The sequence below is a fragment of the Rudaea sp. 3F27F6 genome (assembly GCF_005503555.1).
In the GTDB taxonomy this organism is placed as follows: domain Bacteria; phylum Pseudomonadota; class Gammaproteobacteria; order Xanthomonadales; family Rhodanobacteraceae; genus Rudaea.
Genome location: NZ_SCNG01000001.1, coordinates 616,827 through 633,939 on the forward strand (window position 1 = coordinate 616,827; position 17,113 = coordinate 633,939).

17 protein-coding genes are annotated in these 17,113 nt (G+C 66.0%); 8 read left to right on the top strand and 9 right to left on the bottom strand.

Annotated elements, in window-relative coordinates:
• Nucleotides 1–101: 101 nt before the first annotated feature.
• From FFS30_RS02575 to FFS30_RS02600, 6 genes are all read left to right on the top strand, one after another.
• A complete protein-coding gene (locus FFS30_RS02575) occupies nucleotides 102–1,541 on the top strand; it encodes a M20/M25/M40 family metallo-hydrolase (RefSeq protein ID WP_137912552.1) in 1,440 nt (479 codons plus the stop codon).
• Nucleotides 1,542–1,612: 71 nt separating this feature from the next.
• A complete protein-coding gene (locus FFS30_RS02580) occupies nucleotides 1,613–2,095 on the top strand; it encodes a glutaredoxin family protein (protein WP_137911545.1) in 483 nt (160 codons plus the stop codon).
• Nucleotides 2,096–2,134: 39 nt separating this feature from the next.
• Nucleotides 2,135–2,572 carry an EamA family transporter gene (locus FFS30_RS02585; protein ID WP_137911546.1) on the top strand — a complete coding sequence of 146 codons (438 nt, stop codon included), beginning with the start codon at nucleotides 2,135–2,137 and terminating at the stop codon, nucleotides 2,570–2,572.
• A gap of 206 nt (nucleotides 2,573–2,778) precedes the next feature.
• The gene (locus FFS30_RS02590; RefSeq protein ID WP_137911547.1) at nucleotides 2,779–3,174 is read left to right on the top strand and encodes a lysozyme inhibitor LprI family protein; all 396 of its coding nucleotides are present in this window, start codon (nucleotides 2,779–2,781) and stop codon (nucleotides 3,172–3,174) included.
• Nucleotides 3,175–3,324: 150 nt separating this feature from the next.
• Nucleotides 3,325–3,675: a YciI family protein gene (locus tag FFS30_RS02595; protein WP_137911548.1), complete on the top strand. Its 351-nt coding sequence runs from the start codon at nucleotides 3,325–3,327 to the stop codon at nucleotides 3,673–3,675.
• Nucleotides 3,676–3,680: 5 nt separating this feature from the next.
• The gene (locus tag FFS30_RS02600) at nucleotides 3,681–4,913 is read left to right on the top strand and encodes an RNA polymerase sigma factor (RefSeq protein WP_137911549.1); all 1,233 of its coding nucleotides are present in this window, start codon (nucleotides 3,681–3,683) and stop codon (nucleotides 4,911–4,913) included.
• A gap of 12 nt (nucleotides 4,914–4,925) precedes the next feature.
• Here the strand turns inward: FFS30_RS02600 and FFS30_RS02605 are convergent, their stop codons facing one another.
• On the bottom strand, nucleotides 4,926–7,169 hold the full coding sequence (locus FFS30_RS02605) for an alpha-N-acetylglucosaminidase (RefSeq protein ID WP_137911550.1): 2,244 nt from the start codon (nucleotides 7,167–7,169) through the stop codon (nucleotides 4,926–4,928).
• A gap of 4 nt (nucleotides 7,170–7,173) precedes the next feature.
• A complete protein-coding gene (locus tag FFS30_RS02610) occupies nucleotides 7,174–8,046 on the bottom strand; it encodes a TrmH family RNA methyltransferase (RefSeq protein WP_137911551.1) in 873 nt (290 codons plus the stop codon).
• Between the two features lie 39 nt (nucleotides 8,047–8,085).
• On the opposite strand from FFS30_RS02610, the gene FFS30_RS02615 reads away from it, so the two are divergent.
• Entirely contained in the window at nucleotides 8,086–8,604 is a 519-nt protein-coding gene (locus FFS30_RS02615; protein ID WP_137911552.1) for an O-acetyl-ADP-ribose deacetylase, read from the top strand.
• 56 nt (nucleotides 8,605–8,660) lie between these two features.
• Here the strand turns inward: FFS30_RS02615 and FFS30_RS02620 are convergent, their stop codons facing one another.
• The 3 genes from FFS30_RS02620 to FFS30_RS02630 form a co-directional block, all read right to left on the bottom strand.
• Complete coding sequence (locus FFS30_RS02620; RefSeq protein WP_137911553.1) at nucleotides 8,661–9,680, bottom strand: class I fructose-bisphosphate aldolase; 1,020 nt, start codon at nucleotides 9,678–9,680, stop codon at nucleotides 8,661–8,663.
• Between the two features lie 184 nt (nucleotides 9,681–9,864).
• On the bottom strand, nucleotides 9,865–10,347 hold the full coding sequence (locus tag FFS30_RS02625; protein ID WP_137911554.1) for an energy transducer TonB: 483 nt from the start codon (nucleotides 10,345–10,347) through the stop codon (nucleotides 9,865–9,867).
• Nucleotide 10,348: 1 nt separating this feature from the next.
• The gene (locus tag FFS30_RS02630) at nucleotides 10,349–10,879 is read right to left on the bottom strand and encodes a hypothetical protein (RefSeq protein WP_137911555.1); all 531 of its coding nucleotides are present in this window, start codon (nucleotides 10,877–10,879) and stop codon (nucleotides 10,349–10,351) included.
• Nucleotides 10,880–11,059: 180 nt separating this feature from the next.
• On the opposite strand from FFS30_RS02630, the gene FFS30_RS02635 reads away from it, so the two are divergent.
• The gene (locus FFS30_RS02635) at nucleotides 11,060–13,111 is read left to right on the top strand and encodes a S9 family peptidase (RefSeq protein WP_137911556.1); all 2,052 of its coding nucleotides are present in this window, start codon (nucleotides 11,060–11,062) and stop codon (nucleotides 13,109–13,111) included.
• Between the two features lie 136 nt (nucleotides 13,112–13,247).
• On the opposite strand, the gene FFS30_RS02640 is transcribed toward FFS30_RS02635, so the two are convergent.
• From FFS30_RS02640 to FFS30_RS02655, 4 genes are all read right to left on the bottom strand, one after another.
• On the bottom strand, nucleotides 13,248–13,766 hold the full coding sequence (locus FFS30_RS02640) for a hypothetical protein (protein ID WP_137911557.1): 519 nt from the start codon (nucleotides 13,764–13,766) through the stop codon (nucleotides 13,248–13,250).
• A gap of 27 nt (nucleotides 13,767–13,793) precedes the next feature.
• Nucleotides 13,794–14,003, bottom strand: a complete 210-nt coding sequence (locus FFS30_RS02645) for a hypothetical protein (RefSeq protein WP_137911558.1) — start codon at nucleotides 14,001–14,003, stop codon at nucleotides 13,794–13,796.
• 27 nt (nucleotides 14,004–14,030) lie between these two features.
• The gene (gene pyk, locus FFS30_RS02650; protein ID WP_137911559.1) at nucleotides 14,031–15,497 is read right to left on the bottom strand and encodes a pyruvate kinase; all 1,467 of its coding nucleotides are present in this window, start codon (nucleotides 15,495–15,497) and stop codon (nucleotides 14,031–14,033) included.
• Between the two features lie 329 nt (nucleotides 15,498–15,826).
• Nucleotides 15,827–16,960 (bottom strand): D-alanyl-D-alanine carboxypeptidase family protein, encoded by a 1,134-nt coding sequence (locus FFS30_RS02655; protein ID WP_249352128.1) that lies wholly within the window; start codon nucleotides 16,958–16,960, stop codon nucleotides 15,827–15,829.
• Nucleotides 16,961–17,113 lie beyond the last annotated feature (153 nt).

A 17,113-nucleotide genomic window follows, 5' to 3' on the forward strand; every position in this document is an offset into this window, starting at 1 on the left:
CCGCGTCGCTGCTCAATTCCATTCACCCGGAACCCGTTTCAGAACGCAGCGCACCTTCGCACGCTGCCGGCCTGAGCCGGGTTCATGCCAGCCCGGAGTCGATCGTGAAACATTTGCTTGCCCTGAGCCTCGCTGCCGCCTGCTGCGCCGCCGCTGCGGCCGCCCCCGCTGAAACACGTATTCCCGACGCCGCCGTGCGCACGGCCGAACAGTTGCGCGACCGCGCGCTGAGCGACGATACCGCCTATAAATTCGTCGAGGGCCTGACCACCGAGATCGGCCCGCGCCTCGCCGCGGGCGACAACGACGCCAAGGCGCGCGACTGGGTCGCGGCGAAGTTCAAGGCGCTCGGCTTCGACAAGGTCTATACCGAACCGGTCACCTATCCAAAGTGGGTGCGCCGCCATGAGGCCGGCGCGATCGTCTCGCCGTTTCCGCAGCCGCTCGTGCTCGCCGCGCTCGGCCACAGCTTCCCGACGCCGCAGGGCGGCCTGACCGCCGAAGTGCTGCGCTTCGAAAGCTTCGACGCGCTCAAGGCCGCCGATCCGGCCAAGGTCAAGGGCAAGATCGTCTACATCGGCTTCCGCATGCAGCGCCACAAGGACGGCCACGACTACGGCATGGGCTCGACGGTCCGCGTCGGCGGCCCGCCGCTCGCCGCGTCGAAAGGCGCGGCCGGCTTCCTGCTGCGCTCGGCCGGCACCGATGCGACCGACCGCATGGCGCACACCGGCGTCACCGGCTTCGCCGACGCCAAGGCCAACGGCATCCCGGCCGCGGCGTTGTCGAATCCCGACGCCGACCAGCTCGAACGCATCCTCACATACGGCAAGCCGGTCACGGTCAAGCTCGATCTCGATGTCGGTTTCGAGGGCGACTACACCGGCGCCAACGTCATCGGCGAAGTCACCGGCAAGAAGTATCCCGACCAGGTCGTCGACATCGGCGGCCATCTCGACTCGTGGGATCCGGGTACCGGCGCGATCGACGACGCGGCCGGCGTCGCCATCGCCGCGGCCGCCGCGCATCTGATCAAGCAATTGCCGGAGCGCCCCGATCGCACGATCCGCGTGATCGCTTTCGCCAACGAGGAGTCCGGTCTCTACGGCGGCAAGGCCTACGCCGAAAAGCACGCCGCCGAAGTCGCCAAGCATGTGCTCGGCAGCGAATCGGATTTCGGCGCCGCACCGATCTGGCGCATGCGCGCGAGCGTCAAGCCCGAAGCACGCGCAGCGATCGCGCAGATCGCCGCAGTGCTCAAGCCGATCGGCGTCGAGTACGACGCGAACAGCCCCGGCAACGGCGGCTCCGATCTGTCCGTGCTGCACCAGAAAGGCATGGCCGCGCTTTCGCTCGGCCAGGACGGCACCCACTACTTCGACCTGCACCACACGGCCAACGACACGCTCGACAAAATCGAGCCGAAAGACATCGCGCAGAATGCCGCCGTCTACGCCGTCTACGCTTACCTGGCCGCGCAGGCCGAAGGCGATTTCGGCTCCAAGCCGGGCGCCTTTGCCAAGGACAAAGACGAGGATTGAGTCCCTGACGAACTGCTAGACTCGGACGAGGCGGCGATGTCTGCGCCGCCTCGTCCGCATAGGGGCATCCGATGAAAACGCTGATCCTCATCTTCGCCGGCCTGATCAGTTTTTCGTCTTCCGCTTTGCAGGCACAAACCGTCTACAAATCGACCGGGCCGGGCGGCGCGGTTGTCTTCAGCGATCGGCCGCCGGCAAACGGCAAGATCGAGCAGACGATCAACTTCGAGAATCTGCCGAGCAGCCCGCTGCCCAGCGCGGCCGCACAAAAGCTCGAGCGCATGGCTACCCAAGCACCGAAGCCGCTTCCGCGCACACAGTCCGCGGGCGTAACTCTGTACACGACGAGCTGGTGCGGCTACTGCAAACGCGCGCGCGCCTATCTTGCCCAGAGAGGCATCGCCTACCAGGACATCGACATCGAAACGCCCGGCGGTGCCGCGGCATTCGCCCAGGCCGGCGGCCGCGGCGGCGTTCCGCTGATCGTCGCCAACGGCCGCCGTGTGCGCGGATTCAGCACCGCCGCTTACGATGCCATCTTCGGCGACCGCTGACCCATTCCAACGACGCAGGAACGAGGAGCCGTTTCCGCCATGACGACCGCGACATCCACCTGGTTCTTCTGGGCGCTCGGCTCGGCGGTCTTCGCCGCACTGACCGCGATCTTCGCCAAGATCGGCATCGAGGGCGTGAACTCCGACCTCGCCACGCTGATCCGCACTGCGGTCATCCTCGTCGTGCTCGCGGCCTTCGTCGCCGCGACGGGCAAATGGGCCAACCCGCTCGAACTCTCGGCGCGCACCTGGACCTTCCTTGTGCTGTCGGCGCTGGCGACAGGTGCGTCGTGGGTCTGCTATTTCCGCGCGCTCAAACTCGGCGATGCGTCGCAGGTCGCGCCGGTCGACAAGCTGAGCCTCGTCCTTGTCGCGGTGTTCGCGTTCTCCTTTCTCGGCGAGCGGCCGTCGTTGCGCGAATGGTTCGGCATCGCGATGGTCGGCGCGGGCGTCGTGGTGCTCGCGCTGAAACGATAGGCGCCGAACATTCGGGCGCCGGGTTCCTCGTCGTCGAGTCTCATTTCTATGCGGAACGGCTTCGCATGCGCCGGCATCGGCATGCGATTCGAATGCTAAGATCGCAACGACTCTCGCGGTGTCGCCGGCATGCAAAGCCTCTGGCGAAACAGCCACACCGGCGACCCGGGCATTACTTCCGTCAGAAAGACGTATAGGACGCCACGATGTTCTGGAAATCTTCTCTCGTTCTCGGTGCCGTGCTCAGCATCGCCGCATTTTCTGCAAACGCGCAGCAAAGCGCGGAGTTCGATGCGTGCATGAAGCGCGCCGACGGAGTTTCCGACGCCATGCTCGGTTGCGGCAAAGCCGAAATCGGCAAGTGGGACCCGCGCCTCAATGCCGCTTATCAAACCCTGCTGCACAGACTCAAGGGCGCGGACCGCGCGCAATTGCAGCAAGAGCAGAGAGCCTGGCTCAAACATCATTTGAGCGAAACTCATCGTCTGGCCGCCAATCCCGACAATGGCTCCGTCGCCTTTCTCGAATCGCAATCGTTTGAATTGGACGACCTGATCGAGCGAACGCAGGTGCTCGAAAAGCGCGTCGACGCAAAGCCCTGAGCCTTCGTCCCGGTCCGTCTCGCGCCGGTGCGAACGATCCGATCGGCATCGAGAGAACTGCGTTCGAAAATTCTTTCGCCGAAGTTGTCGATCCACGGCATTCCCGTTCGACCAATTCACGGCAATCTCGCCAAGCTCGAGGAAACGAACATGCAATACCTTTTGCTGATCTACGAAAACGAAGCCCGCTACGACAAGATGAGCGAAGCCGACCTCGGCAAGGTGCTAGGCGACTACCGCGCCTTCACCGAATCAATCATCCAGGGCGGCCAGTTCAAGGCCGGCGACGCACTGCAACCGACGACCACGGCGACGACCGTGCGCGTGCGCGACGGCAAGATCGCGGTCACCGACGGTCCGTTCGCGGAAACGCGCGAGCAGCTCGGCGGCTATTACCTCGTCGAAGCAAAGGACCTCGACGAAGCCGTTGCGCTCGCCGCGCGCATTCCGAGCTCGTCGGTCGGCAGCATCGAAGTGCGGCCGATCCAGAAATTCGAATAGGCCGCGTGAGCGGACAAATCGAAGCGGTGCTGCAACGGGAAGCGGGTCGCGTGCTTGCCACGCTGATCCGTCTTCTCGGCGACTTCGATCTGGCCGAAGAGGCGCGCCAGGACGCGTTCGCCGCCGCGATCGAGCAGTGGCCGGCCGGTGGCGTGCCGGCCAATCCGTCGGCATGGCTGGTCCAGGTCGGACGCAACAAGACGATCGACGCGCTGCGCCGGCGCGCGCATTTCGACACGCGCATCGCGCCGGAATTCTCCGCGGCGACGGCCGCCAACGACGACGAGCGCCTCGACGCCGCGCACTTCGACGACGACCGCCTGCGCCTGATCTTCACCTGCTGCCATCCGGCGTTGAACATCGAAGCGCAGGTCGCGCTGACTCTGCGCACGGTCTGCGATCTCGATACGCAGGCGATCGCGCGCGCCTTCCTCGTCGGTGAAGAGACGATGGCGCAGCGCCTCGTGCGCGCGAAGAAGAAAATCCGCGATGCCGGGATCCCCTACGAGACGCCCGCACCGGCCCAACTCGAAGAACGCCTCGCCGGCGTGCTCGCTACGATCTATCTGATCTTCACCGAAGGCTATGCGGCGACCGCGGGCGATGCGCTGATCCGCCGCGACCTGTGCCGCGAGGCGATCCGCCTCGGCCGCCTGCTCGACGAGTTGTTGCCGCAGCGTTCCGAAGTGCTCGGCCTCAACGCGCTGATGCTGCTGCACGATGCGCGCGGCCGCGCACGCACCGATGCGGCCGGCGACATCGTGCTGCTCGAAGAGCAGGATCGCACGCTCTGGAACGGCGTGCAGATCGATGCCGGCGCCGCCCTGCTCGACCGCGCGCTGCGCACGAAAGACCGCATCGGGCCCTACACCGTACAGGGCGCGATCGCCGCGCTGCATGCACGCGCACCGCATCACGGCGACACCGACTGGGCGCAGATCGCCGGTCTCTACGAAGTGCTCGCGCGCCTGCAGCCGACGCCGATGGTCGAACTCAACCGCATCGCCGCGATCTCGATGGTCGATGGACCGGCGCGCGCGCTCGATCTGCTCGACGCGCTGATCGCGCGCAGCGGCGCCGAGCACAGCCACCTGTTCGCTTCGACGCGCGCGAATTTCCTGCAGCGGCTGGGCCGCAGTGACGAAGCGCTGCAGCAGTATCGCGATGCACTCGCTGCGGCGAAGCTCGAACCGGAACGGCGCTGGCTGGCGAAGCAAATCGTCGCGCTCGGCGGCTGAGCGCCGCGACGATCAATCCGACAGGCCGAGGGCCTTCGCCGTCTCGGCGGCGAGCGCATAGCTGTCGCCCTGCGGCCGCGTCGTGTAGCGCTGCTGGCCGCGATTCCACTCCTCGCCGAGCGCGAACCAGTCGATCGGCTTCGCCGTGATGCCGCTGCGCAGTTCTTCGTCGAGCGCGGCAAAGTATACTTTCCAGCGCTTCATGTAATAGTCGCGCGTCAGACCGGCCCAGTCTTTGTTGCCGTAGTCGTGCAGGTCGGCGCCTTCGCTCGCCTTGCGTTCGCCCCAGGTGGTCAGGATCGAGCGCGCGTCATAGTCGAGGCGACGCAGCTCTTCCGGCGTCGATGCCCAGGCGCGCACGCGGTCGAGCCAGACGCCGACGAGGAAATCGCGCTGCGTCGCGAGCAGACGGTCCTGCAAATCCATCAACGCGAGCCAGTGCTGGGTCAGCGCGGTGAATTGACCGCGGTCCTTCGCCTCAAATGTAGCCTTGATCCGCGGCAACAGGGCGCGGCTCTCGTTCGCCAGCGTCTGCCGCGCGACGTCGACGAGATCGTAGCGATAGGTATCGCTCGTGCGCAGTTCGGGCGCGACGCGCAGCAGCTCGGGCAGCGCGCCGGCGAATTTGCCGGCGTCATAGCGCATCGCGACCGGCGACCAGTGCGACGCCTGGAACGCAGTCAGGCTCGGCTGCGCGGCGAACAGCGACTCCTGTCCGGCTTCGCGCTCGCTGTTGAACTCGACCGTGTCGGGTGCGATGGCGTACGCGGTCTCGCGCAGGATCTTCCATGCGGCGAGCGCATGCGCATCGGCCGCGCCGTAGCGGCGCTGCACGTAGCCCGCGGTCCATTGCGCGCCGTCGACTTCGCCGTCGCGCCAGGCCATTTCGGTGAACAGGTCGAAGGCGAACGGATTGGTGTCCATGCCTTCGGCGAACACCGCGGTGCCGATCATGTTCGGATTCGCGTCGGCCATGCGCGGCAGGCGCTTCGCGTAGTTCTGCAGATCGGCCCCGAAGGTCGTGCGGCCGCCGAACGCCCAGATGCCGCCGAACAGGAACGGCGCGCCCTTGAAGTCGGTCTCGCGGTCGTCGCGCGGCACTTTGTCGTGGTCGATGTCGATGATGAAGAGCCGGCTACGGTCGACGCCGGCGAGCAGTTCCGCCTGCGGGTTGCCCTGCCAGGCGAGCATCATCCATTTCGCACCGGGATGCGCCGCATCGAGCGCGGCCTGCACGAGATGCGCGCCTTCGCGCACGGGCACGTTGCCCGAGCTGCCGCCCTCCTGGAAGATTTCCATATCGTAGATATCGGCAAGCGCAGGCGCTGCGCCGGCTTTCTGATCCTTGCGATCGGCGACAGCCGGAGGGTTGTTTTCGCCGAACAGCTCGCGCTGATGGCGATAGAAACTCGCCGCGATCTTGGCGAACAGCGGATCGCGCGGGTCGAGCCAGCCGGGCCGCGTGAAACCGGCCCAGTCGCCCTGCTCGATCACGTGCGCCTGCGGAAATTTCTTCGCGAAGTCGGCCGGCACGATGCCGTAAAAGCCGGGCAGCACGGGCGTGATGCCGAGTTCGCGCAGGCGCGCGAGGATCTGTTGCGCCGACCGCGCACGCTTGCCCATCAGCTCGCGGCTGATCGGACCGTCGAAGCAGCAGAGGTTGCCCATAAGCTGCCAGTTCTGGTGCGCCGGCTGAGTGATCCAGGAGCGCAGCTCGCGGTCGGAGTAGCCGAAGTCGCGGAAGGTCTCGTAGAGCACGCTGTCCATGCCGCGCTCGACGATCATCGCGTTGATCCCGCTCAGCGCATAGAGATCGATTTCGCGCTCCCAGCGCGGCCAGTCCCAGTACGGCATGGTGTAGCCGTCGGTGTTCTGATTGAGCGCATAGCGCCACGGCAGGCGCGCGCTGTGCTCGATCGTGTCGTCGGGCAGCGGCAGCGGTGCGTCGCCGAGACGATCGCCGTTCGTCGATACCTGGCGGTGCGCGACGTATTTCAGATACCAGTTGAGGCCGAACAACAGTGCGCTGGCCGTGCTGCCTTCGATCCTCACGCGCGCGCCGCTGCGCGCGATGCGAAAGCGTTCGCCGTCCTGCGCTGGCAGCGCCGCGAGCTCGATCTGTTTCGCGCGTGCACCGAGCACGCGCTGCACGACCGCCTGCGCCGGCCGCAGATCGAACGCCGGCGCCTCGGCCGGCGTGGCCGCGCGCGCGCAGATGCCTAGCCCGAGCAGCAGCAGTGCGGCGAGCAGGCGCATAAGCTCAGTGGTGCTGCCGCCAGTATTCGGCGAACAGCACGGCGGCGCTCGCCGACACGTTGAGGCTCTCGACCGCGCCGGTGCCCGGAATCGTCAGGCGCAGATCGGCGCGCCGGATCAGGTCCATCGACATGCCTTCGCCTTCGGCACCGAGGATCAAGGCGAGCCGCGGCGGAAGTTCACTTTTATACAATTCCTCGCCCGCACGCGGCACCGTCGCGGCGATCGCGAAACCGGCCTCGCGCAGCAAGGCGAATCCGTCCTCGCCGGCGCGCAGTTGCGCAAGCGGCACCGCTTCCGCCCCGCCCTCGGCCACGCGCATCGCCGCTCCCGACAAGGCCGGCGCTCCGGCCGGCAGGATCGCGCCGCGCGTGCCGAAATTAGCCGCGCTGCGCAACAACGCACCGACGTTGTGCGGATTGCCGACTCCGTCGAGCCAGATCAGCAGCGCCGGGCGGTCTTGCGCAATGCCCTGCAGCAAGGTCGAAAGCGACGGCGGCGCGTGCCGGCGCACTTCGAAGCAGACGCCCTCGTGATGCTGGCTTTCGGAGAGCCGGTCCAGATCTTCGTTCTCGACCACGCGATAGCCGACGCGGTGCTGCACGCACCAGGCGAGCACCGGCTTGAATCCGGCGATGCGCGCTTCGCTCAGATACACCTTGCGCACGTCCTCGGCACGCCGGGCGAACACGGCGAGGCAGGCGTTGCGGCCGTAGACGCGCACTTCCTCGCCGCGGCGCTGCGCCGGCGGCGGCTTCGCTTCGTCCTGGCGCGGATGCGCGGGCGCACGTTCGGGCGGCGCCGGGTCGCGCTGCGCGGGCGCCTTGATCCGCGCGTTCTGCCAGGGGTTGTTCGCATCGGGATTTTTTCTTTGCATGTGCCTATGCTACATGCAAGCCGCGCGGAGTATCCCGATATGACAAGCATCGACGTCGTCGCAGCCGACATCACCGGCCTGACGGTCGACGCGATCGTCAATGCGGCGAACGAAGCCCTCGCGGGCGGCGGCGGCGTCGACGGCGCGATCCACCGCGCGGCCGGCCCGCGTTTGTCCGTCGCCTGCCGCGCGATACCGCTAGTCCGCGCCTGCGTGCGCTGCCCGACCGGCGAAGCACGCATCACGCCGGGCTTCGATCTACCGGCGCGCTATATCGTGCATACGGTCGGCCCGGTCTGGCACGGAGGCCGCAGCGGCGAGCCCGAGTTGCTCGCTAGCTGTTATCGCGAATCGTTGCGCCTCGCCGCGGCGCACGGCATCCGCAGCATCGCGTTTCCGTCGATCAGTTGCGGCGTGTTCGGCTACCCGCTCGCGCAGGCCGCGCGCATCGCGGTGACGCAGGCGCAAGCCTGGGGCGAGAGCCTGCCCGAGCGTATCGTATTCTGCTGCTTCGACGGCAAGGCGGCGGCCGCTTACCGCAGTTTGCTCGATGCCTAGAAACGCGAACGGGCGCCACAGCGCCCGTCGCGAACATCATCTGAGCCGAGCGGCGATCAGGCCGCCTTGGCTGCCTTCGTCCACTGACCGAGCGCGGCGAGGCCGTTCTCTTTCGCACGCGAGACGACGATCTTCTGCGCATCGGCGAAGTTCTTGACCAGGTCTTTCGACCAGAACTTGAGCGCGGCCGACTGCATCGCGCGGCCATAGCTGAACGACAGCGGCCACGGATGCGGGCCCATCTGGTTCATCGCGTTGAGGTGCGCGGTCGACTGCTCGTCGGTCTGACCGCCCGAGAGGAAGACGATGCCCGGCAGCGACGCCGGCACGGTGGCCTTGAGGCAGCGCACGGTCGCTTCGGCGACTTCGTCGACACTGGCCTGATCGGCGCAGTCCTTGCCCGCGATGACCATGCTCGCCTTGAGGATGGTGCCTTCGAGCATGACGTTCTGCTCGTAAAGCGCGCCGAACAGCGAGCGCAGCGTCGCTTCGGTCACGTCGTAGCAAACGTCGAGATCGTGGTTGCCGTCCATCAGCACTTCGGGCTCGACCATCGGCACAATGCCGGCTTCCTGGCACAGCGCCGCGTAGCGCGCGAGCGCGTGGCAGTTCGCTTCGATGCAGGTGCCGCTCGGCGCGTCGTCGGCGATGTTGATCACCGCGCGCCACTTGGCGAACTTGGCGCCGAGCTTGGCGTATTCGGCAAGGCGCTCGCGCAGACCGTCGAGACCTTCGGTGACGACTTCGCCCGGAAATCCGGCGAGCGGATGCGGGCCCTTGTCGACCTTGATGCCCGGCAGGATGCCGTTGTCGAGCATGATCTTGGTGAACGGGACGCCGTCCCGGGTCGTCTGACGGATGGTTTCGTCATAGAGGATCGCGCCGGAGATGTGCTCGCCGAGCTTCGGTGCGGTCAACAGCATCTCGCGGTAGGCGCGGCGGTTCTCTTCGCTGTTCTCGATCTTGACCGAGTCGAAGCGCTTCTTGATCGTGCTCGTGGACTCGTCGATGGCGATGATCCCTTTGCCCGGTGCAACCATCGCCTGGGCGATGCTTTCCAGTTCTTCGATGCTCATGGGTGACTCCGTAACGTTTGAATTCGTGCGCGTGCGCGCTGCCGCGATTCGCAAATCGCGGGGGCCGGCATTATAGGCCGATTCGGATTTCGGTGCTGTAACGGCCGACGCAGAGGCGCGATTCATCGCGCCCGGCTTTCGCGGACGCGAAAAAATCAAAAGCGCGGTTCGAGGAATCGAGCCCTTATGCGGGCGGCAGCTTGAAATCGTCGATCTTGCACGGATCGAGCAGACGCTGTTTTTCCGCGGCGGCACCGGGGCCCTTGTTGACGTCGGGCGCGTTGAACGGCAGGACGACGTAGGTGTAGACCGGGTCCTTGCCGATGTTCTGCTGGGCCGCCGTGTAGCGCAGTCCTTTGACGATCTCGATCGCGACCGCACCGAGGTCGCCGTCGGGCACGACTTTCTCGAGTTTGATCTGGCTCGTCGCGCCGCCGCGTTCGATGCGGTAGGACACCGCGACGCAGGTCGGCGTCGTCAAACCTTTGCCGTACGACGGCATCTTCGGATCGCCCGTGCTCGACACCAGCCACCACTTGGACAGATCGGCCGGCTGCACGAGATGCGCGCGCTCGAGCGCGAACGCCGTACCGGCGGCACCCGTCAGCGCGACGGCCAGCGCCAGCCGGCACCATCCGCGAAACAGGCTCTTTGCAGGAATACGCATATCAGTTCTCCTCGCTCGACAGCTTGCCGCTGGCCACGGCGTTGACAAAATCGGGAATCCGGCACGGCTCCGCGGCACGATCGTTGGGGCGCTTCGACGACGCGCCTCCCGGTCCGGAAGATAACATGCGCTCGATCGTGAATATCGCGTAGGTGTAGACCGGTTTGCGCGCCGAGTTCGCTTCGGTCGGAGTGAAATGCGCGCCGGCGAAATAGCGCAGCGCTGCCTGCTTGAATTCTTCGCGCGTCTCGTCGCTGACCTTACCGAGGCTCATGCGCAGCACGCGCCGGTTCGCCGTCGTACCGTCGGCTTCGATCGACATCGCGGTCGCAACGCAGGCCGAACCCAAGCTCAGTTTGCGCACCGGGAACGGCACGCCTTCACTGCGTTTGTCGCCGGTCCACTGCGCCTTGCGTCCGTCTTCGTCGACGACGAGATAGTCGGCTGTGGCGGCTGCGGCAGAATGCAGCGGCACGACCGCCGCCAGGACGAAAGCGAACCACGACGACAACCCGATGCCTGAATTCGACATGCCGTTTCTCCGCGACGATTCCGCTCCGACGCAACCCGGCCGAGTAAAGCATACGCCCGTCGCGCCACGCAACGCCGGTCTGCGGCTGCGCGTTTCGCGCTCGCGTCCGTGCACAACGGCACATTGTCGGCGCGCGCAGGCGTGGCAGAATCGCCGGACTTTGTCGCGGGAGTATCTGATATGCGTGTGTTTGCACTCGGCGCCGTCCTCTTCCTCAATCTTGCCGCTGCCGCCGATGCGCCGCCGGACCCGCAGATCTTCGCCCCGCTCGACGTGTTCAAGCTCGAATGGGCCGACCACCCGCAGATTTCTCCCGACGGCAAGCACGTGGTCTACGAGCGCGTGCGCTTCGACATCATGAAAGACCGCAAGCGCTCGAACCTCTGGCTCGTCGACGCGGAGGGCCGCGGCCAGCGCGCGCTGACCTCGGACAGCGCCGATCAGCGCGGCGCGCGCTGGTCGCCCGACGGCAAGCGCGTCGCCTACGTCAGCGCGAGCGAAGGCAAGGCGCAGATTCACGTACTCTGGCTCGACTCGGGCGCCAGCTCGGCGATCACGCATCTGACCGAAGGCCCGGGCAATCTGTCCTGGTCGCCCGACGGCCGCTGGCTCGCATTCACTCAGCGCGTGCCCGCGCAGGACGCGCCGTTGGCGAAACTGCCCGGCGCGCCGAAGGGCGCCGAATGGGCGGAGCCGGCCAAGCTGATCGACCGGCTGACCTACCGCATCGACGGCGGCGGCTATGTCGATCCGGGCTACTCGCACGTCTTCGTCGTCTCCGCCGACGGCGGCCCCGCGCGCCAGGTGACGACCGGCAAGCACGATTTCGCCGGCCCGATCGCTTGGGCGCGCGACGGCAAGAGCGTCTTCGTCTCGGCCAACCTCAACGACGACTGGGAATACCAGCCGCTCGAAAGCGAGCTGTATCGCGTCGATGTCGATTCGGGCACGGCGGCCAAGCTGACCGACCGCCGCGGTCCCGACCGCAATCCGGTGATCTCGCCCGACGGCCGCTCCCTCGCCTACCTCGGCTTCGACGACAAGGGCCATCCCTATCAGGCCGCGCATCTGTACGTGCTCGATCTCGCCAGCGGCAAGTCGCGCGCGCTGACCGCGGACACCGACATCAGCGTCGACCAGCCGGTCTGGGACGGCAACGGCGGCCTGTACTTCAGCTACGACGAACGCGGCACGACCAAGATCGGCTACGTCGGCGCCGGCGGCGGTAAGGTCGAGACGGTCGCAAGCGACCTTGGCGGCACCGAGATCGGCCGGCCTTACACGAGCGGATCGATGTCGGGCGCAGGCGGCCGCATCGCCTATACGCGCGACTCGGTCACGCACTCGGCCGACGTCGGCATCGTCGCACGCGGCGCCAAGCCGAAGTCGCTGACCGATCTGTCTTCCAACCTGCTCGACCACAAGACACTCGGCCAGGTCGAGGAGATCAATGTGAAGTCCTCAGCCGATGGCCGCAGCGTGCAGGCCTGGGTCGTGCGCCCGCCGCGCTTCGATGCACAGAAATCCTATCCGCTGCTGCTCGAAATCCACGGCGGCCCGTTCGCCGCATACGGCCCGCACTTCGCGCCCGAAACCCAGCTCTACGCCGCGCAGGGCTATGTCGTCGTCTATGCCAACCCGCGCGGCAGCACGAGCTACGGCACCGAGTTTGCCAACCTGATCGAGAACGCTTATCCGAGCCAGGACTATGACGACTTGATGAGCGTGGTCGATGCGGTGATCGCGCGCGGCAGCATCGACACGAGCAATCTCTTCGTCACCGGCGGCAGCGGCGGCGGCGTGCTGACCGCGTGGATCGTCGGCCACACCGACCGCTTCCGCGCGGCGGTCGTCGCCAAGCCGGTCATCAACTGGTACAGCTTCGTACTGACCAGCGACTTCTATGCGCTGTTCACCAAGTACTGGTTCCCCGGCGTGCCGTGGGAAAACGCCGAGCATTACCTCAAGCGCTCGCCGATCGCCTACGTCGGCAACGTGAAGACGCCGACGATGCTGGTCACGGGCGATGCCGACCACCGCACGCCATCGAGCGAAGCCGAGCAGTTCTACCAGGCGCTCAAGCTGCGCCACGTCGATACGGCGATGCTGCGCATCCCGGGCGCCTCGCACGAGATCAATACGCGTCCGTCGAACATGCTCGACCAGGTGCTCTACACGATCGGCTGGTTCGAGAAGCACCGCGCAGGCAAGACCGACAAGCCGGCCGGCTGAGTTCAGCTGCTCAATGCAGAGGCGAGACGGATCGCGCCTCTGCTATTGCACGACGGATCGTTGCGTTTTATCGCAACGATCCCGGCAGCGAGAATCGCGCCGACGTTATTCGCGCAGTGCGCTGCAAGCAGACGGCTTATTTGCCTGTGCGAGTGAAGTTGATCGCGTACAGCGCGTAGCCGTCGCGAAATTCCGCGCTCATTCCGCCGATCTCGTAGCCCCAAGCGCTCCACCAGGGCTGGCGAGTCAACTCGCTCACTGTCCGCGTGATATCGATCGGCCCCTGCGGCAACGAGACATTGCCGCCCGCAGCGACGAGGACGATTCCGTTGGCCGCGAAAAGCGCCTGGCAGGCGTTGGCGCGGCACTCCACCGAACCGATCGCGACATGCTGCTGCACGTCGGCGTCGAGGCCGGAAAAATATTGCTGCAAGTTGGCCTTCGCCCCGTCGGTCAGCGCCGGATCGATCGGATTGCGCTCGAACTTCATGCGTTCGAGCACAGCTCGCGCATCGGCCTTCTCGTCCTGCTCTTTCATCACCTTGTCGGCGAGCAGATCGAGCGCACGATTGCGGTCGATAGGCGGCGCATCGCGCCAGGTTTTCCACTGCGGTGCGGTGGTATCGCGTTCCGTATCGGAGGCGTGCGGATTCAAGTTGTGCTGCGCGGAGTGCGATGCGGACTACGCGACGGCGGCCGCACGCACACTGTCCTTCACCGGCTCGGGCCGCCCTGAAAGCGGCGCAGCATCGCGTGCTGCAGAGACATCCACCACCCCGCCCGGCTTGGCGGAGACCGCATGCACGGCATCATTTCCGTGCGTCGTGAAAAAGACTGCCGAGCCGGCGGCAAGAACCAGGGCGATCGCGAGGACCAGATGTCGTCGCTGCACGATCGCCTCGTCTCTAGCCGGCCGCCGTCAGAGATCGCCGAGACCTTCGGCGATCCCGCCCGGCCCCACGCGCAGCAGCTTCATCGTGTTCGTGCCGCCGTGCTGACCAGTGTGGTCGCCCGTGGTCAGAATCACGCGATCGCCTTCACTGAGGTGGTTCAAATTGAACAAGGTCTGGATCGCCGCCTTGGCCGCATGCGCCGGATCGACGCCGTGCGCGTCGAACGCGATCGGCATCACGTCGCGGTAGATCATCATGCGCCGGCGCGCGCCGATGCGTCGCGACAGCGCGTAGATCGGCACGCGCGAACGATAGCGGCTCAGCCATTGCGCGGTGCCGCCCGACTCGGTCAGCGCGATGATCGCGCGCACGCCGATGTGACCGGCGGTGTACATCGTCGCCAGCGCGATTGCCTGATCGACGCGATCGAGGCGCAGCGTCGGACTGAACTTGTTCTTCGGCTCGAACTGATGCTCGGCACCGACGCAGACGCGCGCCATCGCCGCGACGGCCTTGTCCGGATGCTTGCCGGCCGCGGTTTCCTGCGACAGCATTACCGCGTCCGTGCCGTCGAGCACGGCGTTGGCGACGTCGAGCACTTCGGCGCGCGTCGGGATCGGCGACTCGACCATCGACTGCATCATCTGCGTCGCCGTGATCACGACTTTGTTGCGCGCAAGCGTTTCGCGAATGATCTTCTTCTGGATGCCGGGCAGTTCGGCGTCGCCGATCTCCACGCCGAGGTCGCCGCGCGCGACCATGACCACGTCGGACGCGTCGATGATGCCGGCGAGCGCCGGGCCGATCGCCTCGCTGCGCTCGATCTTCGCCACCATCGCCGCGCTGCCGCCGGCCGCACGCATCAACTTGCGCGACTCTTCGATGTCGGCCGCGGATTTAACGAAGGACACGGCGAGGAAATCCGCATTCAACTGCGCCGCAACCTTGATGTCGGCCTTGTCTTTCTCGGCGAGCGCCGCGAGCGAGAGGCCACCGCCTTGGCGGTTGATGCCCTTGCGGTCGGACAGCGCGCCGCCGATGACGACCGTGGTGTGGATGCTCGTGCCTTCGATCTTGTCGACCTTGAGCGCGATCAGGCCGTCGTCAAGCAACAGCATGTCGCCGGGCTTCACGTCGTTGTTGAGATTCAGATAGCTCACGCCGATGCGCGTCGCATCGCCCGGAGGCGCCTCGGCGCGGCAGTCGAGTTCGAACGGATCGCCTGGCGTGAGAATCACCGGACCGGCAAGGAACTTCTCGATGCGGATCTTCGGCCCCTGCAGATCGGCGAGCACGGCGACTTCGCGACCCAGTTCGGCGGCAACTTCGCGCGCTTCCTTGGCGCGGCGCTCATGGTCCTCGGCCTTGCCGTGCGAGAGGTTCAGCCGCACCACGTCGACGCCCTCGGCGAGAATTTTTTTCAACATACCCGGCGCGTCGGTGGCCGGGCCCAGCGTGGCGATGATCTTGGTGCGGCGGACTTGCGTTTCCATCTCTCCCTCTCGACTTTGTTTGGTTTTGGTATCGATGTCCCTACGCTAGCACACTGCCCGGACATCCGTGACATCGCGGCCACGCGATCCGGCAGCGCCGCGTTCGGACGTCCGTTTCAATCGCGCAAACGAAGCACGTCGGTGGCGACAGGTGTCGTCGGGAATACGCGTCGGGTTCTATTCGTGCTGCAACAAAGCGACGAAGTTGCCGCTCAAACCGAAGCCGCGCGCACGGTGCACGCAGCCACTGCGCTAGCTTTTGATTCTTCGGACTGGGAAGTTCTTTCCGCCGCGCCGGGGAAAAGTAACGTTGCGTTGCGCGCAGCCCGTCAGTCGCCCTTGCGCGAAGCGACCTGCACCGGCTTCTTGCTCTTGGCGTGGTGCGGCTTCTGCGCGAGCGCGGTTTTCGCCGCAGCACTCGAACGCGGCGCGGGTTTCGCGCGAGTGCGCGCGACCGCGTTCTGGCCCTTGCAGTTCTTGTTGACGGCGGCTTTGCGCGCACTGACCGCGCAATGCTTGCTGCTCGTCTTCTCCGGAATCGGCTCGGCCGCCTCGGCGCTCGATATCGGCGACAACGCGGCGAGTACCTTGCGCACGCCGCTGCCCTTGTTGTCGGCCGGCAACGGGCGCAGGGGTTCCTGCTCGAAACCCTTGTCGAGCAGGCGCGCCATCTCCTTGTCGCGCGAGGCCGCGGTCTGCCCGCCCATGACGATGGCGAACAGACGCTGGCCGCTGCGGATCGCGGTCGAGGCGAGATTGAATCCCGAGGCTTCGGTGTAGCCCGTCTTCAATCCGTCCATGCCGGCGTAGCGCTGCATCAGATTGTTGTGGCCGCGCACGAGGCGTCCGCGGAACTGAAATTCCTTGGTGGCGAACAGCGGCGCATGCTGCGGATAGTCGCGATATAGCGCCTGCGCGAGCTTGGCCATATCGCGCGCGGTGGTGCGGTTTGCCGGATCGGGCAGGCCGCTCGCGTTGCCGAAGCGCGTGCCGTTCATGCCGAGGCGCAGCGCCTCGGCGTTCATCAGTTTGGCAAAGTTCGCCTCGGAACCGCCGATGCGCTCGGCGACGACGGTCGCGGCATCGTTGGCCGACTTGACGATCATGCCGAGGATGCAGTCGCGCACGCTGATGCTCTGGCCGGCGCGCAGATCGAGCTTGGTCGGCGCCTTGCCCGCGGCAACGGCCGACACCGGCAGCGCCTGATTGAGCTTGAGCTTGCCGCTCTGCAAGGACTGAAACGTCAGGTACAGCGTCATCATCTTGGCGAGCGAGGCCGGAATGTTTTCCTCATCCGGATTGACCGCCTCGAGCACCTTGCCGCTCTTCGCGTCGACGACGATCGCCGCATAACCCGCATGCGCCGAACCGGCAAAACCGCTGCCGCAGACCAAGGCGAGCGCCGCCAATGCGGTAACGCCCCTGAACGGCAACCAGACCCCCGGCAACGGCTTCGCAATCACGGTATTCCCCGGGTCGCCCACGACAAAGTTTGAAGATGCGCAAAGATATCGCAAAGTTGCACGATTTTCCAGAGGTAGTTCTTTAGAGTATTTCATTAATTTTCTGTTTTCATTCAGAAAATTCCCGATGGCAATTTTCGCCCGGACCGGCGT